Source organism: Shewanella sp. SM71 (genome assembly GCF_025653905.1).
Taxonomy (GTDB): Bacteria; Pseudomonadota; Gammaproteobacteria; order Enterobacterales; family Shewanellaceae; genus Shewanella; species Shewanella oncorhynchi.
This window is the reverse complement of sequence record NZ_JAKKRW010000028.1, coordinates 1-21,518: the sequence shown is the minus strand read 5'-3', so window position 1 is coordinate 21,518 and position 21,518 is coordinate 1. Positions and strand designations below refer to the sequence as shown.

At 45.6% G+C, this 21,518-nt stretch carries 21 protein-coding genes, 1 tRNA gene and 3 rRNA genes; 16 read left to right on the top strand and 9 right to left on the bottom strand.

From position 1 onward, the window contains the following. Nucleotides 1-290 precede the first annotated feature (290 nt). The 4 genes from L5L97_RS20915 to L5L97_RS20900 all read left to right on the top strand — a co-directional run bounded on the left by L5L97_RS20915 (nt 291) and on the right by L5L97_RS20900 (nt 5,222). Nucleotides 291-2,684, top strand: coding sequence for a TonB-dependent receptor plug domain-containing protein (locus tag L5L97_RS20915; RefSeq protein WP_263183849.1), 2,394 nt, complete (start codon nt 291-293; stop codon nt 2,682-2,684). Between the two features lie 177 nt (nt 2,685-2,861). Further along, the gene (locus L5L97_RS20910; protein ID WP_263183846.1) at nt 2,862-3,323 is read left to right on the top strand and encodes a YhcH/YjgK/YiaL family protein; all 462 of its coding nucleotides are present in this window, start codon (nt 2,862-2,864) and stop codon (nt 3,321-3,323) included. Nucleotides 3,324-3,466: 143 nt separating this feature from the next. Further along, complete coding sequence (locus tag L5L97_RS20905) at nt 3,467-4,387, top strand: manganese-dependent inorganic pyrophosphatase (RefSeq protein WP_263142598.1); 921 nt, start codon at nt 3,467-3,469, stop codon at nt 4,385-4,387. Nucleotides 4,388-4,607: 220 nt separating this feature from the next. Further along, nucleotides 4,608-5,222: a DedA family protein gene (locus L5L97_RS20900; RefSeq protein WP_173247299.1), complete on the top strand. Its 615-nt coding sequence runs from the start codon at nt 4,608-4,610 to the stop codon at nt 5,220-5,222. Nucleotides 5,223-5,234: 12 nt separating this feature from the next. Here L5L97_RS20900 and L5L97_RS20895 read toward each other — a convergent pair whose 3' ends face one another. The 5 genes from L5L97_RS20895 to L5L97_RS20875 all read right to left on the bottom strand — a co-directional run bounded on the left by L5L97_RS20895 (nt 5,235) and on the right by L5L97_RS20875 (nt 9,444). Next, on the bottom strand, nt 5,235-5,459 hold the full coding sequence (locus L5L97_RS20895; protein ID WP_173247302.1) for a DUF6500 family protein: 225 nt from the start codon (nt 5,457-5,459) through the stop codon (nt 5,235-5,237). Nucleotides 5,460-5,555: 96 nt separating this feature from the next. After that, nucleotides 5,556-7,016 carry a thioesterase gene (locus L5L97_RS20890; RefSeq protein ID WP_173247305.1) on the bottom strand — a complete coding sequence of 487 codons (1,461 nt, stop codon included), beginning with the start codon at nt 7,014-7,016 and terminating at the stop codon, nt 5,556-5,558. Between the two features lie 141 nt (nt 7,017-7,157). After that, nucleotides 7,158-8,198: an MJ1255/VC2487 family glycosyltransferase gene (locus tag L5L97_RS20885; RefSeq protein WP_105251217.1), complete on the bottom strand. Its 1,041-nt coding sequence runs from the start codon at nt 8,196-8,198 to the stop codon at nt 7,158-7,160. A 70-nt stretch (nt 8,199-8,268) separates the two neighbouring features. Then, nucleotides 8,269-8,781 carry a phosphatase PAP2 family protein gene (locus L5L97_RS20880; RefSeq protein WP_263183843.1) on the bottom strand — a complete coding sequence of 171 codons (513 nt, stop codon included), beginning with the start codon at nt 8,779-8,781 and terminating at the stop codon, nt 8,269-8,271. A 414-nt stretch (nt 8,782-9,195) separates the two neighbouring features. Continuing rightward, nucleotides 9,196-9,444 (bottom strand): YgjV family protein, encoded by a 249-nt coding sequence (locus L5L97_RS20875; protein WP_113940145.1) that lies wholly within the window; start codon nt 9,442-9,444, stop codon nt 9,196-9,198. Nucleotides 9,445-9,768: 324 nt separating this feature from the next. On the opposite strand from L5L97_RS20875, the gene rraA reads away from it, so the two are divergent. From rraA to hemB, 12 genes are all read left to right on the top strand, one after another. Continuing rightward, nucleotides 9,769-10,254, top strand: coding sequence for a ribonuclease E activity regulator RraA (gene rraA / locus L5L97_RS20870; RefSeq protein ID WP_105251214.1), 486 nt, complete (start codon nt 9,769-9,771; stop codon nt 10,252-10,254). Nucleotides 10,255-10,383: 129 nt separating this feature from the next. Further along, nucleotides 10,384-11,454 carry a formimidoylglutamase gene (locus L5L97_RS20865; protein ID WP_263183840.1) on the top strand — a complete coding sequence of 357 codons (1,071 nt, stop codon included), beginning with the start codon at nt 10,384-10,386 and terminating at the stop codon, nt 11,452-11,454. A 239-nt stretch (nt 11,455-11,693) separates the two neighbouring features. Beyond that, nucleotides 11,694-12,449, top strand: a complete 756-nt coding sequence (gene ubiE, locus L5L97_RS20860) for a bifunctional demethylmenaquinone methyltransferase/2-methoxy-6-polyprenyl-1,4-benzoquinol methylase UbiE (protein WP_006083326.1) — start codon at nt 11,694-11,696, stop codon at nt 12,447-12,449. Further along, nucleotides 12,449-13,069, top strand: coding sequence for an SCP2 domain-containing protein (locus tag L5L97_RS20855; RefSeq protein WP_263170154.1), 621 nt, complete (start codon nt 12,449-12,451; stop codon nt 13,067-13,069). The genes ubiE and L5L97_RS20855 overlap by 1 nt, the downstream gene beginning before the upstream one ends. Next, on the top strand, nt 13,066-14,715 hold the full coding sequence (gene ubiB / locus L5L97_RS20850) for a ubiquinone biosynthesis regulatory protein kinase UbiB (protein WP_131523492.1): 1,650 nt from the start codon (nt 13,066-13,068) through the stop codon (nt 14,713-14,715). Before L5L97_RS20855 ends, ubiB begins: the two co-directional genes overlap by 4 nt. Nucleotides 14,716-14,774: 59 nt before the next feature. After that, on the top strand, nt 14,775-15,014 hold the full coding sequence (tatA, locus tag L5L97_RS20845; RefSeq protein WP_006083329.1) for a Sec-independent protein translocase subunit TatA: 240 nt from the start codon (nt 14,775-14,777) through the stop codon (nt 15,012-15,014). A 6-nt stretch (nt 15,015-15,020) separates the two neighbouring features. Beyond that, nucleotides 15,021-15,509 (top strand): Sec-independent protein translocase protein TatB, encoded by a 489-nt coding sequence (gene tatB, locus L5L97_RS20840; protein WP_168825776.1) that lies wholly within the window; start codon nt 15,021-15,023, stop codon nt 15,507-15,509. Between the two features lie 3 nt (nt 15,510-15,512). Beyond that, complete coding sequence (gene tatC / locus L5L97_RS20835) at nt 15,513-16,265, top strand: twin-arginine translocase subunit TatC (protein ID WP_113940134.1); 753 nt, start codon at nt 15,513-15,515, stop codon at nt 16,263-16,265. Nucleotides 16,266-16,310: 45 nt separating this feature from the next. Further along, the gene (locus tag L5L97_RS20830; protein WP_263183838.1) at nt 16,311-16,832 is read left to right on the top strand and encodes a hypothetical protein; all 522 of its coding nucleotides are present in this window, start codon (nt 16,311-16,313) and stop codon (nt 16,830-16,832) included. Beyond that, a complete protein-coding gene (locus L5L97_RS20825) occupies nt 16,832-17,635 on the top strand; it encodes a TatD family hydrolase (RefSeq protein ID WP_263183835.1) in 804 nt (267 codons plus the stop codon). Before L5L97_RS20830 ends, L5L97_RS20825 begins: the two co-directional genes overlap by 1 nt. Beyond that, the gene (locus L5L97_RS20820) at nt 17,628-19,514 is read left to right on the top strand and encodes a diguanylate cyclase (RefSeq protein ID WP_263183834.1); all 1,887 of its coding nucleotides are present in this window, start codon (nt 17,628-17,630) and stop codon (nt 19,512-19,514) included. Before L5L97_RS20825 ends, L5L97_RS20820 begins: the two co-directional genes overlap by 8 nt. A gap of 9 nt (nt 19,515-19,523) precedes the next feature. Continuing rightward, nucleotides 19,524-20,531, top strand: coding sequence for a porphobilinogen synthase (gene hemB, locus L5L97_RS20815; protein WP_105251204.1), 1,008 nt, complete (start codon nt 19,524-19,526; stop codon nt 20,529-20,531). A 241-nt stretch (nt 20,532-20,772) separates the two neighbouring features. Here hemB and rrf (L5L97_RS20810) read toward each other — a convergent pair. The 4 genes from rrf (L5L97_RS20810) to L5L97_RS20795 form a co-directional block, all read right to left on the bottom strand. Further along, nucleotides 20,773-20,888, bottom strand: a 5S ribosomal RNA gene (gene rrf / locus L5L97_RS20810). 37 nt (nt 20,889-20,925) lie between these two features. After that, nucleotides 20,926-21,001, bottom strand: a tRNA-Thr gene (locus L5L97_RS20805). 38 nt (nt 21,002-21,039) lie between these two features. Further along, a 5S ribosomal RNA gene (gene rrf / locus L5L97_RS20800) occupies nt 21,040-21,155 on the bottom strand. Nucleotides 21,156-21,345: 190 nt separating this feature from the next. Continuing rightward, a 23S ribosomal RNA gene (locus tag L5L97_RS20795) occupies nt 21,346-21,518 on the bottom strand; the annotation flags it as partial.

Here is a 21,518-nt window from a genome sequence, read left to right as displayed (position 1 = left end):
TCAATAAACAATTCATATCATCGAGTTAACTCAGTCGTATTGTGCATGCGGCAACTTGTCTTGTGCCGTATGAAGCCTCAAAAGCACGCAGACCGATAGTGAGGTTTTCATCAATATATTCAACTGCATTTTAAATATTATTTAGAACACTAGGCTCTGAGTTAGCATATTTACGTCTTAATGTAACAATTGTTACAGTGATAACCTTCTCGGCATCAGATTGTTATTTTATATTTAATCTGCACACCTAAGTTCGAGTATTGGGTCACAAACATCATTGAGAGGTTTTTATGCGTCTAGCCGTTATCGCATTGGCAGTGTCATCCACACTGGTTATTCCAGCAATCCAAGCCGAAGAGCAACAAACCGGCTTCGAAAAAATCGAGATCATAGGCTCACGCATAGCACTACGCACGGCAACTGACAGTGTTGCCCCGGTCGATATCATCACAGCCGAACAACTCGAATCAACAGGTATGACGGAAACCGCGAAAGCGCTGCAATTTGCGGCGCCAAGCTATAGCTTTCCATTCTCCTCGGTGACTGACGGTTCAGATGCGGTGCGCCCCGCGAGCTTACGCGGCCTGTCGCCAGACCACACCTTAGTACTCGTAAATGGCAAGCGTCGCCATGGTTCTGCTCTAGTACATTTAAGCGGCACTATGGGAAAAGGCTCCTCTAACGTCGATTTAAATGCGATTCCAATGACAGCGATAAAACGCATTGAAATTCTCCGAGATGGAGCCTCGGCACAATACGGTTCAGATGCGATTGCTGGCGTGATTAACGTGGTACTCAAGGACAGCGATCAAGGGGGAAGCGTCTCGGCGCAAGCCGGACAAACCTACCAAGGTGACGGTGAGCAATGGCGTGTAGGCGTTAACCATGGGATCAGTTTAAGCAATGATGGCTTTGTGAATCTCGCCCTCGAAGCGCATCACAAAGACAGCACAAACCGCGCAGGGTTAGATCCACGGCAGCAATACCCTAAGTTAGCAGATGGCTCAGCAGATCCGCGCGAAGCGACATTTAACCGTAAGAGCCACCACGTTGGTGATGCCGAATATGATAATGTCGGTTTGTTTATCAATGCGGCTCAGCCTATATCTACCGACGGAAAACTATATGCCTTTGGTGGTATTAGCCAACGTGAAACTAAATCGGGTGCTTTTTACCGTTTAGCTCTCGATGCCCGTAACTTACCCGAAGTGTATCCCGACGGTTTTTTACCACAAATTAACCCCAAAATTATCGATTCGTCTCTTACCCTAGGCTATGAATTCAACCTGAGTGACTGGGATATTGATACCTCAGTGGGATATGGTAAAAATTCATTTAACTATAATATCGTCAATACCTTAAATGCTTCCTTAGGCCCAGAAACTCCTACCGAGTTCGACGCAGGAACGTTATCGACCCGTGAAGCCAATATCAATTTGGATATTTCCCGTTATTTTGCCTTTATAAACGATTCTGAAATTCTGTTTGCGACCGGTGTTTCATGGCGCCAAAACGGCTATGAAATTGAAGCCGGAGAAGAAGATTCGTATATCAATGGTGGCTATAATGGCAAAGCAGCGGGTAGCCAAGGTTTCACCGGTTTTACCCCTGAGTCTGAGGTTGATGAAACGCGCGATAACACAGGCATTTATGCCGAACTTGAAAACCAATTAACCAACGAGTTTTACTGGGCGGCAGCGCTACGCTACGAAAACTACTCTGACTTTGGCGGCAACACGAGCTGGAAACTCGCGGGTCGTTACGATTTTACCGACAACTTAGCCCTGCGTGGCACTATCAATACAGGCTTTAGAGCGCCGAGCGTACAACAGCTGTACTTCAGCAATATCTCGACGTTATTTAATCCCGATCCAGTGACGGGGCAACTGGTTCCTATTGAATCAGGTACTTTCAACACCTTATCACCAGTAACAAAGGCACTTGGGATTAACGAGCTAGAACCTGAAATATCTCAATCATTTAGTCTCGGTCTTGTTTATACCAATAACACTGGCCTCGCGGTAACGCTCGATACTTACCAAATAGAGATTGATGACCGCATCATTTTATCTGGCGCTCTAAGACCTGCTGATAGCCCCGCGGTTGCGACCGCACTAGCAGGTACCAATGCTGATTCAGCACGCTTCTTCGTCAATGCCGTCGATAGCCGAACTCGCGGAGTCGATCTTGTTGTTAGCCAAGACTTTGATATTGGCACTTGGGGCGATTTACGGGCGAACTTAGCCTATGCCTATAATAAAACAGAGATCCAAGACATCAATCTACCCTCTATTTTAGGCGGATTAGACAAGAAACTCTTTGATAGTATAGAAAGAACCCGCATGACGTCTGCTACGCCGCATAACACGGGTAGCATTGGGCTGACCCATGAACTCGGGGATTTTAAAACCAATATCCGCTTAAACTACTTTGGTGACTACAGTGAAGGTTATTCAACGGGTGATGTGAACTATAGCGATCAGTGGGTGATGGATCTGTCGGTAAGATACGCCGCCACTGATGCGCTAAGCTTTACCGCTGGGGTGCAAAACTTGTTTGATGTGTATCCAGAAAAACGACCAGATAACAATAACTTCAATGGAATTTTTGTATACCCATTAACCAATACCCCCTTTGGCTTTAATGGTGGCTACTACTTTTTAGAAGCCAAATACACTTACTAAACTCGTTTTAGCTAAGTTTAATAATACTTGATGTAGAAACAGGTCATTCAATGGCCTGTTTTTTATGCCGACATGTTTAGACCTGCTTCCAATCGACAAAGCTTATGTCCTAACTGTGATGATCAGATTATAATCTTTACCATTCGCCCATTTCACTTCCGCCATGTCGAGTAACCGATGATCGTCGATACCTTAAAAAACCGCCATATTTATCAATCCTTAAGCCCTCGGCTTGCGACTGCATTAGAACATCTAGCGACGACCGACTTTAGTCAGCTACCCGTAGGCAATTATCCCCTCGATGGCGATAATATTTTTGTGATAGTCAACGACTACCACACTAAGCATAAATCGACAGAACCCTTTGAAGTTCATCAAAAATATATCGATGTGCAATATGTTTTCAGCGGTGAAGAAGAGTTTGGTTACTTGCCACTAGCGGAGCAAACACCCTCGAAACCCTATTTTGAAAAACACGATTACGCCGAGTTTGATTACGAGGCAACCCAAGCCAATGCCTCTTATATCAAACTCAAAGCAGGCATGTTTGCGTTATTTTTCCCCGGTGACATGCATATGCCCGGCACAGGCGATATCGCCACGGCGGTGCGTAAAGTCGTGATAAAAGTGAAGATCTAAACCTTAAGCCATCTTTGCCGAACCTGAGCGTTCGATTTTTAGAGAAATAGCAACTGAAGAGCGCAGTGATATGCGCTTTGGCTATTTCCGATTAAAGCCAAATATTGCTAAAATTGTCACAAATTTAAAGGAGAGTCCCTGAAATGCCCATTTACGTTGTCGGTCACAAGATCCCCGATTCAGATTCAATCTGCGGTGCTATCGCGTTAGCCTATTTAAAAAACCAAATCGGTGAAGAAGCCATTGCCGCACGTTTAGGTGAATTGTCACCCGAAACCGCTTTTATTCTGGAACGTTTCGGCTTCGAAGCACCGGAATACAAAACCAGCTACGCTGGCGAGCAAGTGTATATCGTTGACCATTCAGAACTGACTCAAGCACCGGATGATATCGCCCAAGCGACTATCATCGGGATTGTCGATCACCACAAGCTAGGCGATCTCACCACAGATACACCGCTAGAATGCTGGATCCGCCCAGTGGGTTGCAGCAACACAGTGATCAAGATGATGTTCGACTTTTACCAAGTCGCTATCCCTAAAAATATCGCTGGCATCATGATGTGCGCCATTCTGAGCGATACCGTGATTTTCAAATCACCGACTTGCACCACTGCAGACATTCGCTGCGTTGAAGCATTAGCTGAGATCGCCGGCGTTGAAGATTTCAAAGAACTGGGCATGGAAATGTTCAAAGTGAAATCCGCCGTACAAGGCACACCAGCACGCGACTTAGTAATGCGTGACTTTAAAGACTTCAACATGAACGGTAACTTGGTCGGTATCGGCCAGTTAGAAGTGATCGACCTGTCAGTATTTGACGATATCAAGGCCGAGCTAGAAGCCGATATCAAAGCGCTCAAAGTGGAAGGTAACCGCCACAGCGTTTTATTGCTGCTGACTGACATCATGAAAGAAGGTTCAGAGTTGTTGATTGTGTCTGACGATGCGGAGCTGACCCAACGTGCCTATGGTAAAGATACCGTTGATGGCAAAGTGTGGTTAGACGGCGTATTAAGCCGTAAGAAACAAGTTGTACCACAGCTACAAGCAGCATTCGCCTAGACATAATATCGTCGCCGAATCGCAACAGTAATAGCGTATTAAGGCCGAACTCAGTTCGGCCTTTTATATTTTTAAGACAAAATTGATATCCTCAGTGCCTTAGCCCTGCTAATCACTGCAAATGAAAACGGGCATGAAACTTTGCTCATAAATCTATCCAACCAGAGAAGTTGGCGAGTATGATGACCCTATCGTCACATTGATTTGATCACTTTCATCTATGCCAGAAGCGCTACAACATATCATCACAGAACTCACGCCTTGGCTGCAGCAATATGGTTATGTTCTGCTATTTGTCGCGATTGCTGTCGAGGGTTTTGGCATTCCGGCGCCAGGACAATCCTTATTAATTGTCGCCAGTTTATTAGCCGCTACAGGGCAAATGTCACTGCCATTGGTATTAATCGTCGCTGCTTGCGGAGCACTCTGCGGTAACTGTTTAGGATATTTTATCGGCTGGCGCTTTGGCGACGTATTACTCAAAAAAGGGTGGATAAAGCCGCCATTGGAAAATAAAATCCACAGCGTTATCGGTCAATATGGCATTGCCGCTTTAGTGCTGAGTCGTTTTGTTGAGGGATTAAAACAATTTATGTTTATCGGCTGCGGTCTCGCTAAAATGCCACTAAAACAATTTGTGATTGGCAATGCTCTCGCCACCAGCATTTGGGTGACGCTCTTTGGATTAGGCCCAGTGTTAATCCGCGATGAAATCGCTCCCATGCTGGCGTTTTACCACCAGCATAAATACCCCACATGGGCCATGGTCAGTCTGATACTCGCCGCACTAATCACTTTTACTTGGCGCAGGTGGCAAACCAAAAATCCGCAGTAACAGCTTTAGAGTCTATTCTTCCGATTCCTTTTGGATCATCTCTATCACCTTATGAGCCTTAACAAAATGGTCTAAACGATGAGTTTGAATCCACCAAGTTGCGGCTTCCATAAGTAGCTCTGGATTATCATTTTTATTCGCAAAGAAAGCGTAAAATGAGAGGCCGACATTATCGCCTTTAGTCTCAATTTTTTTATGACAAACAGTGATGATTTTTGCTCTTAACTCAGCTCTCATATTGACTCATAAAGTTTATTCATCAGCTTATTACCTATTTTCAATGACATACAACACTAGATGTATCCCCTATCACTTACTCCGTACAGCTACCGATCACTTTATGCCTTCAGTTTCAACCTTAGGTTGAGACTCTGCGCCGTCATTTGGCTTAGCCTCAGGCTTTGATTCCGGCGCTTTAATTGGCGCGGGTGACGCCTCAGTCGCAGCAGGCTTATCTTGTTCCTGTGATACGTTTGGCTCCTGCAATGGTGCATTAACCTTAGGTGTCGGTGAACTCTGCTCTTCAGGTAAAGGCTCGACAATAATCACTGGCTCTTGTGGCACAGGCGTTTCACCTTCGGTAGATGTTGCAGCTTCTGACTCTGGCGCTAAGGTGCCGAGATCTTGGTTTGCAGGGCTTTCCACCGCATGTTTAGGTAATTGATTTCGATATAAATCAATCATACGCATCACCTCAGACAAGGCTTTACCATGCTCTGGAGTGAGAATGCCATTGTGCCCAGAGACGATTTCGTCAGACACGGCCAGTACCCATACGGCTTGCATATTGGCATCGGGGCAGGTTTGCACGGTACGACGAGCCTGCAGGCGAGCACGAATTTTCCAGCCCGATTGAGGCAGCGTCATCATACAGCCAGGGATTTGATCGTGCGCCATCAAGGCCGAAGGCATCTTCATTGGTGTAGTGCAATTGCCACCAGAGCATTTGTCAATATCGTGAGTAATAGCCCAAGAGTTCCCGACAGCGCGCTCGCCGTCCTTGATGTAATTGAAGGCTTCTTTTACTGCAAAATCCCCCTTCGATTGCAACACCACCATACTCGGTTTTTGTCTATCTAAGCTCACCAACGTATCTAATGGCTGATACTCTTTAGCAGGTACGGCGGGATTTAACAGTAAGAATAAATTAGGATTATCCTGCTGATTATCAATGGCGGCTTTGATGCGATCTTTACTCGCATGCAAAACAACAGCACCGCCAAGACTATGGCCAATCACAGTGTAACGCAGCAGTTTATGCTGTGTTACTAAGCTATCAAGCTTATCCAGCAGCTGTGATAGACCTAACTGCCCGATACGTTTAGCAACCCGTTTACGCTGTAAAATAGTAGGAAAATCTAAGGGTTCTATCCAACTTTTTGCATCATCTGAGCCATCGATCCAAAAAGGATCGTATTTATCGCCCCGCCAGCCAATATACAAACCCAACAAGTTGCGCTGGGTATCGGACGCGGCCATTTGCTGATAAAACTGCTCAAAGGCAATAAAGTTTTCATCCTTAGGCTCAGCGCTATGATGCCAGCCATGGACAAAAATCAATAATTCAGGGATCTGTGCAGGCTCTGGGTGTAAAATTCGCGTCTCTAAACCTTGCCATTGCCTTTCGTCGTGGGGCTGACCTTTATCATTAAACTCAATCACATGAAAATTTTGCTTAGCGATATCAGGGCCGGGGATGTGGTAAGCCTGATCTGGAATAAAAGGAAGTAGGACACAAAGTAATAACAACATTAAAAACAGTAACTTGTACTGAGTAAACTTTTTCAGGCTCATTTATAACAACATAATTAACGGCCAGGCTAGGCCAAAATAGACGTGCTGAAAGGGACTAACAGCAAAATTGACGAAATTATACGCTAACGCAATTAAGCCAGCTAGTGCCTAAGTTGCTTTTCATCTGAACAGCAACGCTGTTTAACGCCAAGTATCGGGAAGCGTGACTTGGCTCCATAACTCTTGGCACAGCGGCTGACTATTGTGCCAGTCGCCACCGTTAATCCATTTAACCAGCGTATCCCCCACCTTTGGATATGCGATTGGATTAGGCGATGCCGTTTTAAGCCAGCGCTTAACTATGTTCACATCGAGACTCATCATGCTATCTGCAGCCGCTAAAAGTTGTAACGCCGCCACATTCGATAACTGCTCAAACTGGCCAATCAGTGGTTTGACTAAGAGTTTTTTACCTAAGGTTAATGCTTCGCTGGCAAGCTCAAAACCCGCATTGCCTATCACACCGCCGCAGCTGGCAAGATGTTGCTTAAACCCCTCACGATTAAAACCATGCCATTTAATGTGCTCAGCAACTTGGCCTTTAGGTTGTTGGCTGTGATATACCAAAAACTGATAATCACTAAAATGAGACAGAAAATGAGCAATCATATCCGCATCTTCAAAAGGCAAATAAACTAAAATCTGATGCGTGTGTTCGAATGGGCTGGCATCCACTTCGACAAAAGGCGGCAAAATAGGGAAGCCAAAATGATGCCAATGACACCCCAGCGCCACATCCACTGGTGCAAAATAATTGAGCAGCATCTCATTAAACCAAGTGCTACCGAGTTTTGGCACCGGATGAGTTAACGCCGCCTGATGGCTAATACCAATGGATGGCACGCCTTGGCGCCGCGCAGCCCAAGCCGACACAGGTTCAAAGTCGTTGAGCACTAAATCGTAGCAACTAAGATCTAATGCTTTAATATCTTTAAATAACGACAAGGACAAATTTTGCCGGACAGTTTGTGGCACATTCACGCGCCCGGAGTGCGTCGCAAACGTCATTCCCGCTTGAACGCGATAATCGCCAAAGCACTCCATATCGAAAAACTGATCAGGCTTACGCCCCGAAAATAGAAAGTCCACTTCAATATCTTGTTTCATCAATGCTTTAGCCATGACGCGTGCACGACTTAAGTGGCCATTCCCTGTGCCTTGAACTCCGTAGAGTATTCGCATTACGTATCCTTAAACTGATGAGTGAAGGAGAATTCCCACTAATGAAATGATTAACAGGCGCATATTTGAATTAAATCACTGGAGGAACCAGCAATACCGACCCAATTCCCAATGAGGCTCCCGCCAGAATATCTAAGGGATAATGCACGCCAAGTGCAATACGTGAGCCCCCTATGCTAAAAGCCCATAAATACGCCACAGGAGCCGCCGCAGGATAAATTTGTGCCACGCTCGTTGCCATCACAAAGGCCGCAGCTGTATGACCAGACGGTAAGCTGAAACGATCCGATGGTTCAAAACCACTCTCAAATCCCACTAATGCATGGCATGGCCGTGTCCGACGAATACTATTTTTCAATAGTAAATACAGAGGTAACTCAACCAAAAAACTCGCTAACATCAAATTAAATAGAGCCTGTCCTTGAGCGTGCGTTAGCATCAAACCCACGGACAAATATAAATACACATGCCCATCGCCACTCGCTGACACCCGCTTTGCATGGGCATATAAACCATGGTGCTGGGTGAAGCTCACGATATGGCAAAACATTCGCTTATCTAAGTCTGCAACGTAACTCAACATAAAACAGGCTCCTTGCTGGCATACCAGCGAGTTTTACTGTGATGTTAATCTGTGCATTCTCTCGACGACGCTTAGAGTGCTTAGTCTGAAACCAACCGACTCACCAAGGCTCTATTCACGATTGAATTCGTTATTGACTGCTCACGGCTAATTTACTGTTTGCTAATAGTTAAACCTAAATCACATTAGCTAAAGCACTATTAGATAGCTTGAGACTAAGAAAGACCTGTGACGGCTAAGTGACATCTGCTCGAAGGTTTTATGACAAGAAGCATGGCTGAGGTTTTGATCTAGAAGGATTCTAGAGACGTTATGCTGGGGCTAAGGGATTTATTTAGAAATAGCGATAGGACTGAGACAGGATATTGTGTTGCTCTAAACGTTAATCTCAAGAGCAACACAATCCAATAAAACTTAGGCTGCGGCGGGAGTATTTGCCTTAGCACGGTAAATTTTTGTCAAATGGTAAATATTAATACAAGCAACAAACGCATTCATGCCGGCCACAGGCCAAGCAGAAATAAACACCCCATAAACCACAAACAGGGTGCATCCTACAAAATTCAACCATCGCAACCAAATGATATTCTTCATCATTAGAGAGATCGCCACCATTATAGAGGCAAAATAACCAATAATTTCAATCGTATTTACAGCTTCCATAGGCACCTCTCGAAGGCCCTCTACCGTCCATAAGCGTAACGGGGGGTCCATGCCCCTAAAGCAAATTAAGTTAAGTAAGTTAATTTAAACTTGGGATATAATACCAAAGTGCGCAACAGAGTTGTAATAAAAAACCGTTATTTAATGACCAATATCAAGTTTTACCGAATAAATTCTATAGTGTGACGAAAATTTACTACAGATGTGTTAACAGCCAAGTGGCAACAATACCGTGATTGATAACACTTTTCTTTTCAATAATCCCTTTTATACTGGCGTAAACTCGCTAAACTGTACGCAACGCGGATCAATAGGAGTGTAAATATGGAATACAACACCTCAGAACTATGTGACATGTACTTAGATGTCGTAGATGTAGTCGAGCCCATGTTCAGTAACTACGGTGGTTGTAGCTCTTTTGGCGGTTCTATTAGCACCATCAAGTGCTTTGAAGACAACGGCCTAATTACCGAAGTCCTACAAGAGGATGGCCAAGGTAAAGTCTTACTCATTGATGGCGGTGGCTCATTACGCCGTGCGCTGATCGATGGCGCTATCGCAGAACTTGCGGTTAGCAACAACTGGGAAGGCATTATCGTTTACGGTTCTGTGCGCGATGTGGATGCATTGGAAGAATTAGACATTGGTATTCAAGCCCTTGCCTCTATTCCAGTGGGTGCTGATGGCAATTCAGTGGGTGAAGTGGAAATTCCAGTCAATTTTGGCGGTGTGACTTTCTTACCCGGCGATCACATTTATGCTGATAACACAGGTGTAATTTTATCACCTGAACCACTCGACATTGAGTAATCTCACTGTTCAGTCAAGAAAGCCAGCTAAGCTGGCTTTTTTATTCACTATTTTCAGCGTTTCCCCATTGAATCCTCGCCCTACTCTGGCCACAATAGCTCGACTCTGGCCGAATAAGAATATCAATCTATGCCTGAATTTATCCCCTTTACCCATACCGATATCGCCTCACTCGTCAGCCCAAGAACTGGCGAAATTAAGCTAGGCCAATGCGTCCATCTGGCCAATCACGAACACACGTTAGAGACCATACTCGCGACTGCAAAAGCCCACGGGGCAAGCTTTGCCATTATCGGCGTTGGCGAAGATATCGGCCCACGTGCCAATTTAGGCCGCGGCGGTGCAACCGATGCGTTCACAACCAGTATGCGCCAATGGCTCAATTTACAATCGAATCGTTTTCTTTCTGGCGCCGAATGCCTAGTGTTAGGCCAAGTGAACACCGCCGATCTGCAGCAACAAACTACGAGAAATACAACAGCTAACAGTGACGTCACCTTAGATGAATTACGCGATGCAGTGGAACAACTAGATGAGCGCGTGATCCGTATCGTCAGTGCTATTTTAAAAGCGGGTTTAGAACCCATACTCATCGGCGGCGGCCACAACAATGCCTATGGTTTGTTGATGGCAACCTACGGCCACTACCAACGCCAAGTCGCCGCGGTGAATCTCGACCCTCATTCGGATTTTCGTTTGCTTGAAGGCCGTCACAGCGGCAATGGTTTTAGTTATGCAGCCGATCGCGGCGCCTTAGGTTGCTACCATGTACTGGGTTTACACGAGTTAAAAAACAGCGAAGCAAACCTAAGCCAACTCAGCGAATTTGGGGGAACTTGGTATAGCTTGCAACAAATTTGGGTTCGCCGTGAAATCAGCCTTAGCCAAGCTTTACTTGAAATCGCCGCCAAACTAAATGACACAGGTTTACCCGTAGGATTAGAACTTGACGTCGATGCTATCGCTAAAATGCCCAGTAGCGCTTCAACCGCTGCAGGTGTGCCATTGCTCGATGCGGCGCATTATGTCAGCTATATCGCCCGCCACTGCCCATGCGCTTATTTGCATTTAGCCGAGGCTGCACCAAGTTGCCACGAAGCGGGAATTGAAGCCGGATTCAGGGATGTAGGCCAAAGCCTAAGCGAGCTTATCTACGCTTATGTGCAGGCTCGCATGCAATTTTTGGCACAATTAATATAACCAGTTGCACCCAACTGGGCGCTAAGCTATTCACCAAATCCTGATATTGTGGTCTAATGCCTGTCCATTTTACGTGGTCGCTAAGCACTTAATCCTACGACTGTTCAGGAGTGCCTCAAGCTAAGGCATTGCAGTTAGTTTACTAGCTCGATCACAGAGTGATAGATCAAAGATTCAGCAAATGCAGGCGATGGCTTACACTCGCAACTAATACATTGCAAAACAATAGGAACACATTGATGTCTGAGGGCGAATCTAAAAGTACCCACTTTGGTTACAAAACCGTAGAGGCCGATAAAAAGGCTGAACTCGTTGCCGGCGTGTTTCATTCTGTTGCCGCTAAGTACGACATAATGAACGATGTGATGTCCTTCGGCATTCACCGTTTTTGGAAACGTTACACCATTGAAGTCTCTGGCGCCCGCCCTGGCATGAAAGTGCTCGATTTGGCCGGCGGCACAGGCGACTTAACTGCAAAATTCTCTCACTTAGTGGGCGATAAAGGTGAAGTGGTTTTAGCTGACATTAACGATTCCATGTTAAAAGTCGGGCGCACTAAGTTGCGCGACAAGGGCATAGTCAACAATGTCAGTTATGTGCAAGCCAACGCCGAAGCACTGCCGTTTCCCGATAACCACTTCGACATCATTACCATCGCCTTTGGTCTGCGTAACGTGACCGATAAAGATGCGGCACTGCGTTCAATGAACCGCGTGCTTAAGCCCGGTGGCAAGTTATTAGTGCTAGAGTTCTCTAAGCCTCAGCATGAAATTATGCGTAAAGTGTATGATTTATATAGCTTCAAAGTCTTACCTAAGATGGGTGAGCTCATCACTAAAGATGCCGACAGCTACGAGTATCTGGCTGAATCGATCCGCATGCACCCAGATCAAGACACATTAAAACAAATGATGGTTGATGCAGGCTTTGAACAAGTCGACTACACCAACATGACCGACGGCATTGTCGCATTGCACCGTGGTTATAAATTCTAATGATGCCGCAAGAAGTTGTGCTGCTTGCCTGCGCCGCAATTGAAACGGGTCTGAAAAAACTTCAGGCCCAAGCGGGCGACGATTATTCGCGCCAGCGCCAGTTGCATGGCAAAGTGTTTCGTATCCAATTATCGCAGCTCAGCTGGCCATTCTATTTAGTGTTTGCCAAAGAGATCCAAGTACTGAGCCGCTATGAAGGCGATGTCGATGTCAGTCTACATGCCGATGCGACGACGCTTTACCGCGTGTCCGAAGGCGCCAACCTAACTGAACTAATCAAGCAAGATAAACTCAAGCTTGAGGGCGATCTCAATTTATTACAAAGCTTTAGCCAATATCTACGCGGTATCGAGTTTGACTTTGCCGAGCCAGTTTCCCGTTATTTAGGTGATGGTCCCACTCACAAACTCATCTGTTCTAGCCATCTGGCAAAAGACTTTGCACTCGAAGTGTTGCGTAAAACCCGCTCCCACTTAGGGCAACTCGCAGTTGAAGAGTATCGCCTCGCACCGCACCCAATTGAGTTAATGCACTTTCGCGATCAAATGGATGATTTAGTTGCCGACACTCGCGCGATTGAACAACGGATTGCCCAATTAAGAGACCAAATTAAGCCATGACCTTTGCCAGTATCCGCCGCGGTTACCACGTCATCAAGACCTTACTACAGTACGGGTTAGATGACGTATTGCCGCCAAAGATGACACCTTGGTACTTTAAGCTCGCCCGTAACAGCCTATTCTGGATCCGCAATAAGCATAAAAATAAGCCCGGTGGCGAACGCTTAAAACTGGCGATGCAGGAACTCGGCCCCGTTTATATCAAGCTTGGGCAAATGCTCTCAACCCGCCGCGATTTACTCAGCGATGAATGGGCCAGTGAATTGGCCATGCTACAGGACAAGGTGCCGCCCTTTGATGGTGCACTTGCCCGCCAAGCGATTGAAGCTGAGCTAAAAGCGCCGATTGAATCGCTATTCGATGACTTTAATGAAACGCCACTGGCCTCAGCCTCTATTTCTCAGGTGCATACCGCGACCCTCAAATCTAACGGCAAAGACGTCGTACTTAAGGTGCTACGCCCGAATGTAGAAGCCAAGATTCAAGCCGATCTGCAGTTGATGTCGCAAACGGCCAAACTGATTGAATACCTCCTCGGTGAAGGTAACCGACTGCGCCCTGCTGAAGTGATCGAAGATTACCGCGTGACCATTTTAGGCGAGTTAAACCTTAAGCTCGAAGCCTTAAACGCAGTCAAGCTACGCAACAACTTCCTCAACTCAGATGCGCTCTATGTGCCTTATGTGTATGAAGAGTTTTGCTATCCACGCCTGATGGTGATGGAACGTATTTACGGTATTTCTGTCTCGGATATTGCCGCCCTTAAAGCGCAAGGTACCAACTTTAAGTTATTGGCCGAGCGAGGTGTTGAACTATTTTTTACCCAAGTATTCCGCGATAACTTTTTCCACGCCGACATGCATCCGGGCAATATCTTTATTTCCCGCGATCATCCTGAGAACCCATACTACATTGGGCTCGACTGCGGCATCATGGGTACACTCAGCGAAGTCGATAAGCGCTATCTCGCAGAGAATTTCCTCGCCTTCTTTAATCGCGATTATCACAGAATTGCCCAGCTCTATATTGAGTCTGGCTGGGTATCGGAAAAAACCGATCTACAAGCTTTCGAACAGGCCATCAAAGTGGTGTGTGAACCTATGTTCAACAAGCCGCTCGACGAGATCTCCTTTGGTCATGTGTTGCTGGAATTATTCCGCACTGCGCGCCACTTCGATATCGTGGTGCAACCGCAATTGGTATTGTTGGAAAAAACCTTACTCTACATCGAAGGCTTAGGCCGTCAGCTTTATCCGCAGTTGGATTTATGGCAAACCGCCAAACCCTTTTTAGAGCAGTGGATGGCCGACCAAGTCGGTCCTAAAGCTATGTTTAAAAAGGTATCCACAAAACTGCCATATTGGGCTGATAAACTACCTGAATTCCCTGAACTAATTTACGATAATCTTAAGTTAGGCAGGAAATTGCTGAGTTCTCAGCAACAAATGCTAGATAAGTATTTGAAATATCAGCAGCAGGCACACAAGAGTAACTACTTGCTTATCACTTCTGCCGTTTTATTGATCTGTGGCACGTTATTGATTAATAGAGACGCTACACTATGGACCCCTTATGTTTGTCTAATTTCAGGCATGATATTGTGGTTTGTAGGATGGCGATCTAGGCCAAAGAATCGCAAATTTTAGCTAGCACTAATTAATCAGAGGTTCATAATAGAACCGATATCAATTAAGAGGATACCTTCATGGGTGGTATTAGTATTTGGCAACTGCTTATCGTTGCGTTAATCGTTGTCTTGTTGTTTGGAACTAAGAAATTACGCTCTTTGGGTGGTGATTTAGGTGGTGCGGTTAAAGGCTTCAAAAACGCCATGTCTTCAGAAGAAGACAAGAAGGCATTAGAAGACACCGAAGCGGCTAAAACAGCGCAAACAACTCAACAGGCGACTGAAAAGAAACCTGAGTCTAACAAAGAACAGGCGTAACTCTTTATGTTTGACGGTATCGGCTTTATGGAGCTGCTGCTGATCGGTGTTTTGGGGCTAGTGGTTCTTGGCCCCGAACGTCTACCGGTTGCGGTGCGTTCGGTAACGAGTTGGATCCGTGCGATGAAACGCATGGCGAACTCGGTAAAAGAAGAACTTGAGCAGGAGCTGAAGATCGAGCAGTTGCATGCCGATCTTAAAAAAGCCGAGAGCAAAGGTTTATCTAACCTCTCACCTGAACTCAAAGAGTCTATTGAGCAACTAAAGCAAGCGGCACAGTCAGTGAACCGCCCTTATCAAGTTCAGGATCCGTCAAAAGACACCCCTGAGCCTGAGAATCAAATTCACACTCCTGCTCAAGTGAATCCAGTTCAAGCTAGCCAAACTAATCCAACAGCCACTGTAGAGGCGAGTCAAACATCGGCTTCTCCCGCTACTTCAAGTGAGCCATCTCAGGGCGTGGATACCAGTTCTAACCCGAAAGCCAACGGATAATTCATGTCGCAACAGCAGCCACTTATCAGCCATTTGCTTGAACTTAGGTCCAAGCTGCTAAAATCCATTGCCAGTGTGTTATTAGTGTTCATTTGTAGTGTGTACTGGGCAAATGATATCTACCACTACATGGCAATACCTTTAATGCAGTCTTTACCTCTTGGTGGCAGCATGATTGCGACGGATGTCGCTGCACCATTTTTTGCACCTTTCAAACTAACCCTCGTTTTATCATTTTTTGTGGCAGTGCCCTACGTGTTATTTCAAATTTGGTCCTTTGTGGCACCGGGTTTATATAAACATGAAAAACGCTTAGTGATGCCACTGCTATTCAGCAGTACCTTATTGTTTTATCTCGGTATTGCATTTGCTTATTATCTTGTATTCCCTGTTGTTTTTGGTTTTTTTGCTAACAATGCGCCAGAGGGAGTTCAAGTTGCGACAGACATTACCAGTTACCTTAACTTTATTCTGAAGCTGTTCTTTGCCTTCGGTCTATCCTTTGAAATCCCCATTGCCGTTGTTTTACTCTGCTGGTCAGGTGTCACGACACCTGAAGATCTCAAGCAAAAACGTCCTTATATCATAGTAGGCGCCTTTGTCGTCGGCATGCTATTAACCCCACCGGATGTGATTTCCCAGACTATGCTTGCTGTACCAATGCTGTTATTGTTCGAAGGCGGTTTATTAGCGGCTCGTTTCTACAGCAAACCAGATGACGAGTCAGACGAAGATACTGAACAAACAAACGACTAACGTCCTCGAAGGCGTTAGGGGAATAATATAATAAGGAACATTCTCATGCGCTTAACTCTTATCACGGCAGCGATAATGCTTGTATCTGTCCAAGCAAATGCCAGCATTGAACAACAGTTAACCCAATGTGCAACAACCGCCGATAAACTCGACCGCTTGATTTGCTATGACAAGCTAGCAGAAAGCGTAAAAGCTGACACCATTAGCACTCAAACGATACCGACTACAGTAGCAACAGTTGCAGCCCCTACGACTGCAGCAGCGATAGTGGCAACCGCACCCCAAGCGCCAACGGCAAAAATTGCCGATGACTTTGGGATGGAAGCCAAGCGTGTTCAAGAAAATACTGTCGATAAGATTTATTTAGAGATTCAATCTATAGCTGAAGATGCCTACGGAGACATTAAAGTGACTTTCACTAACGGTCAGGTATGGAAACAAACTGATGGCCGTAAGTACAATGTTAAGCAAGGTGAAACTGTCTATATTGAAAAAGCCGCTTTAGGTTCTTTTTTAATGGGTACCGATGATCGCAATGCCAAGGTTCGGGTAAAACGCCTAAAATAATGCCCTCATACATAGATATCGCTGTCAATTTACTTGGCAGCGCACTCGAACAAGATACTGTATCGATAATACAAGCAGCGGCGGACCAAGGGGTTTCGCCGTTAATTGTTATTGGCAGCGATTTAACTGAAAGTGCGGCAGCCATTGCTGTCTGCGAACAATATCCTAATCAACTTTACTGCACTGCTGGTGTGCATCCCCACCATGCCAGTGGTTGGCATGATGGCTCAAACGCTCGACAAGCTGAACTCTGCCACGCACCGCAAGTGGTTGCCGTTGGCGAATGTGGTTTAGACTACAATCGTGATTTCTCCCCGAGACCTATCCAGCGCCAAGCTTTTATTGCCCAACTCGCCTTAGCCGTTGAACTGCAAATGCCGGTGCTAATGCACGAACGCGATGCCCACGAAGACTTTATTGCTATCCTGCGGGAATATCGCCCACAGCTTAGTGGCGCGCTTTTGCATTGTTTCACAGGCACTCACGCACAGATGGAAGCCTATATTGACCTCGATTTACACTTAGGCATAACAGGTTGGGTCTGCGATGAAAGACGCGGCCAAGAACTAGCGCAACTCGTTCCCTTTATTCCGCAGAATCGCATTTTAATCGAGACAGATAGCCCTTACCTACTCCCCCGTAGTATGCAGCCCAAGCCTAAATCGAGCAAAAACAAGCCCGAATACCTTCCTTATATCGCAAATTATATTGCAAACCTACGCGGAGAAAATGCGGATGAGTTTGCAAAACGTTGCTACCAAAATAGCTTAGCGTTTTTTAATTTGGATCGAATCCATGCTTAACAAAAACATGCCACTCATATTCTTGATGTGGCTATGGATATGCCCAACACAGGCCTTGGCAACCTTATTGAGCATTGACGAGTCAACCACGACGCCTTTAAACCTTACGCCTTGGTTAATGGTCAGCCACCCTACACCAGCAAAAGAACTGGCCGAAATACAAGCTTTGCCAAAAACTGATTGGCATAACTTTACCAATAAAGACATTCAAAAACTCAGCGGCCATGATTTTTGGCTCAGTTTCAGCTTAACCAGCCCTGACGAAACACTTTCGCGCATTTTAGCGCTAGATAACCCTTTGTTAGACAAGGTAACAATCTACCATTTAGTCAATAATAAACTCATGAATACTGTGCTGATGGGTGATATATTCCCCTATGAGGATCGACCATTCTTGAGTAATATTTTCCTATATCCTTTCAAGATCAACACAGATGACTCCCATACTTTCTATCTGCATATTCAAACTGAAGGTAGTGCTGCAGTACCATTAAACCTATGGTCTTCTAATGACTTAGCTCAAATTGCCGAATCTACCGCCGTTGAGCATGGATTCCAACTCGGTGTACTTGCCGCAATTGGCATTTTTAGTCTTTTTATCGCCATAGCATCGGGCTCATTCAGCTACAGCTATTACTCTGGCTATGTCCTTAGTATGACCTTACTCGTTGCCACGATTAACGGTTTTGCCTTCCGATTCCTCTGGCCAGACTGGCCGCTATTACAGCAAGTGATGGTGCCGTTTTTACTGCCAATCGTTATGGCATTTGCGTTAATGTTTACTGAAAAAATATTACAGCTCAAATATTTAAACCGCCGTATGTTACTCACTTGTCGCTATAGTGCTGTGTATATCCTCTGTGTTGGACTCGCCACACCATTTATCCAATATGGAACGGCGCTCTATATCGAGATCATTTCCGTTGCTGTACTCAGCTTGGTCCTCATGGTCTTTGCCATTACTCAGGCCATCAATGGCCATAAACTGGCACGTATGTACACTATTGGCTGGGTGAGTATGCTGACGGGAGCTTGCATCAGTAGCTTGCTATATCTCAGCGTGATTGACCTCAATTTAAAACCGCAAACGCCTGTGATGCTTGGGCTGACTTTTGAAATTATCTTCATGTCTCTGGTGCTCGCCATCCGCTATAACGATGAGCGCAAAGCTAAACTACGTATCCAGCAAGAAGCCTTGAAACAAGCACAGAAAATTCGTAGTGCGCGGGAAGAAGCCCTAAAAGCGGAAGCCGAGAGCAATGAGAAACTCGAACAAATGGTGCAAGAGCGGACTTTAGAACTGGAAATCACCCTCAGAGAATTGCATGAGGTGAATCAAAAACTCACAGAACAAAGCACTATCGACAGTTTAACAGGGGTCAAAAACCGCAGTGCCTTTGATAAACGTTTGATCGCTGAAAGCCGGATCAGTCGCAGACAAGAAACACCCATAGCACTGTTAATGCTTGATATTGATCGCTTCAAGCTGATCAACGACAGATTCGGTCATCTTGCAGGCGATCAAGCATTACGTACAATAGCTCAAACATTACAGCACCATTTAAAACGGCCAACGGATCTAGTGTCACGTTTTGGGGGGGAGGAATTTGCTATCATCCTTCCTAATACAACTGCAGAAGGTGCTCTCCAAGTTGCTGAAACAATAAGAGACGCTGTTGCCTCTATTCATTTTGAATGGGAAGGTGAAGCGATACCTTTGACTATCAGTATCGGAGTCAGTGCCGATATAGTGACCCACGATCAACACAGTACTAAATTACTAGAACAAGCAGATAAAGCCCTCTACCAAGCAAAAAACGGTGGGCGTAATCAAGTCAGCTTGTATTTGTCGGATCAAGTAAGACCAGTACCTAATTAGGAGTCAAATGTGAATATCATTACCAGTGCCTTCCCTCAGCGTAGAATGCGCCGCATGCGTAAACATGATTTTAGCCGTCGCCTCATGGCCGAAAATCATCTAACGGTCAATGACTTGATTTACCCAATGTTTATTCTAGAAGGCACTAATCGCAGTGAAAAAATAGCCTCTATGCCCGGTGTTGAACGCTACTCGATAGACTTGCTACTGAAAGAAGCTGAAGAACTGGTTGAGTTAGGTATCCCATTGATCGCACTTTTCCCTGTGACACCTGCAGAGAAAAAAACATTAATGGCAGAAGAAGCCTATAACGCAGATGCCCTAGTGCAACGTGCAGTGCGCGAGCTAAAAAAAGCCTTTCCACAGCTCGGCATCATGACTGACGTGGCACTAGATCCTTTCACCACTCACGGTCAAGACGGCATCATAGACGAAACGGGTTATATCCTTAACGATATCACCACCGAGATTTTAGTGAAGCAAGCACTGTCACACGCCGATGCTGGAGCTGACATCATTGCACCATCGGACATGATGGATGGCCGTATTGGCGCGATTCGCCAAGCATTAGAAGCAGCAGGCCACGTCAACACCCAAATCATGGCTTACTCGGCAAAATACTCTTCAAACTACTACGGTCCATTCCGTGATGCCGTAGGCTCAGCGGGTAACCTCAAAGGTGGCAATAAGCATAGCTATCAAATGGATCCGGCGAACAGTGACGAAGCTTTGCATGAAGTCGCACTCGATATCCAAGAAGGAGCCGATATGGTGATGGTTAAGCCAGGTATGCCGTATTTAGATATAGTGCATCGCGTTAAAACTGAACTTGCAGTGCCAACATTCGCCTATCAAGTCAGTGGTGAATACGCCATGCATATGGCAGCAATCCAGAATGGATGGTTAGCCGAAAAGGCCATCGTCATGGAGTCCCTACTCTGCTTTAAACGCGCAGGCGCAGACGGTATTTTAACTTACTTTGCTAAACGTGCTGCCCAGTGGCTTAAAGAAGCTTAAGCAACCTAATGCGAAAGTACCACCTCAAAGCAGCCTTCTGGCTGCTTTTTTATCGATGAATAGTGAAAAATCTGGAAGCAAAGCTTGTGTATTGAGGGGAAGAAAAGACTCGTCAACAAAGCTAATAGCAATACTTACAGTCGGCAGCATTGCTATTAGTGCAAATAATGTTACAGATTACAAAAGCAAAAAAGCCAGCTTATTCAGCTGGCTTGGTTACATCTCAATGAGATAATTAGGCGCTTGGCGATGACCTACTCTCACATGGGGAGACCCCACACTACCATCGGCGCGTTTGCGTTTCACTTCTGAGTTCGGGATGGGATCAGGTGGTTCCACAATGCTATTGTCACCAAGCAAATTCTTTATTCTAGGATTAAACACTAGATTGTAATGGTGCTGATACCCAGAATCGAACTGGGGACCTCATCCTTACCAAGGATGCGCTCTACCGACTGAGCCATATCAGCAATTCTATACTAATCAATTAAGATTCTTTAAATTAGGCGCTTGGCGATGACCTACTCTCACATGGGGAGACCCCACACTACCATCGGCGCGTTTGCGTTTCACTTCTGAGTTCGGGATGGGATCAGGTGGTTCCACAAGGCTATTGTCACCAAGCAAATTCTGTTTATTACCGTGTCCATCTCTGGACCACGTTAATAATAATTCGGAAAGCTGATTTGCTTTRTTTGAGTCTTTAACTTTATCAAGTRTCKRTATTCTGTCTAAGGCTTTCGTACGACCTCCATGGAAGGAGGAAGTGCTAGAAAATGTCTGCAACATTTTCAGTAAAACCCATCTGGGTTGTATGGTTAAGCCTCTCGAGTCATTAGTACATGTTAGCTCAACGCCTCACAACGCTTACACACCATGCCTATCAACGTCCTAGTCTCGAACGGCTCTTTAGAGGAATTAAATTCCTAGGGATGACTCATCTTAGGGCTCGCTTCCCGCTTAGATGCTTTCAGCGGTTATCGATTC

Coding starts and splice junctions, on each gene's coding strand:
- ubiB (WP_131523492.1), top strand. CDS start 13,066: ATGACCTTTGCCAGTATCCGCCGCGGTTACCACGTCATCAAGACCTTA.
- L5L97_RS20885 (WP_105251217.1), bottom strand. CDS start 8,198: ATGCGAATACTCTACGGAGTTCAAGGCACAGGGAATGGCCACTTAAGT.
- L5L97_RS20915 (WP_263183849.1), top strand. CDS start 291: ATGCGTCTAGCCGTTATCGCATTGGCAGTGTCATCCACACTGGTTATT.
- L5L97_RS20910 (WP_263183846.1), top strand. CDS start 2,862: ATGATCGTCGATACCTTAAAAAACCGCCATATTTATCAATCCTTAAGC.
- L5L97_RS20880 (WP_263183843.1), bottom strand. CDS start 8,781: ATGTTGAGTTACGTTGCAGACTTAGATAAGCGAATGTTTTGCCATATC.
- L5L97_RS20855 (WP_263170154.1), top strand. CDS start 12,449: ATGATGCCGCAAGAAGTTGTGCTGCTTGCCTGCGCCGCAATTGAAACG.
- tatB (WP_168825776.1), top strand. CDS start 15,021: ATGTTTGACGGTATCGGCTTTATGGAGCTGCTGCTGATCGGTGTTTTG.
- tatA (WP_006083329.1), top strand. CDS start 14,775: ATGGGTGGTATTAGTATTTGGCAACTGCTTATCGTTGCGTTAATCGTT.
- L5L97_RS20825 (WP_263183835.1), top strand. CDS start 16,832: ATGCCCTCATACATAGATATCGCTGTCAATTTACTTGGCAGCGCACTC.
- L5L97_RS20820 (WP_263183834.1), top strand. CDS start 17,628: ATGCTTAACAAAAACATGCCACTCATATTCTTGATGTGGCTATGGATA.
- L5L97_RS20900 (WP_173247299.1), top strand. CDS start 4,608: ATGCCAGAAGCGCTACAACATATCATCACAGAACTCACGCCTTGGCTG.
- L5L97_RS20875 (WP_113940145.1), bottom strand. CDS start 9,444: ATGGAAGCTGTAAATACGATTGAAATTATTGGTTATTTTGCCTCTATA.
- L5L97_RS20895 (WP_173247302.1), bottom strand. CDS start 5,459: ATGAGAGCTGAGTTAAGAGCAAAAATCATCACTGTTTGTCATAAAAAA.
- L5L97_RS20890 (WP_173247305.1), bottom strand. CDS start 7,016: ATGAGCCTGAAAAAGTTTACTCAGTACAAGTTACTGTTTTTAATGTTG.
- ubiE (WP_006083326.1), top strand. CDS start 11,694: ATGTCTGAGGGCGAATCTAAAAGTACCCACTTTGGTTACAAAACCGTA.
- tatC (WP_113940134.1), top strand. CDS start 15,513: ATGTCGCAACAGCAGCCACTTATCAGCCATTTGCTTGAACTTAGGTCC.
- L5L97_RS20865 (WP_263183840.1), top strand. CDS start 10,384: ATGCCTGAATTTATCCCCTTTACCCATACCGATATCGCCTCACTCGTC.
- L5L97_RS20830 (WP_263183838.1), top strand. CDS start 16,311: ATGCGCTTAACTCTTATCACGGCAGCGATAATGCTTGTATCTGTCCAA.
- rraA (WP_105251214.1), top strand. CDS start 9,769: ATGGAATACAACACCTCAGAACTATGTGACATGTACTTAGATGTCGTA.
- L5L97_RS20905 (WP_263142598.1), top strand. CDS start 3,467: ATGCCCATTTACGTTGTCGGTCACAAGATCCCCGATTCAGATTCAATC.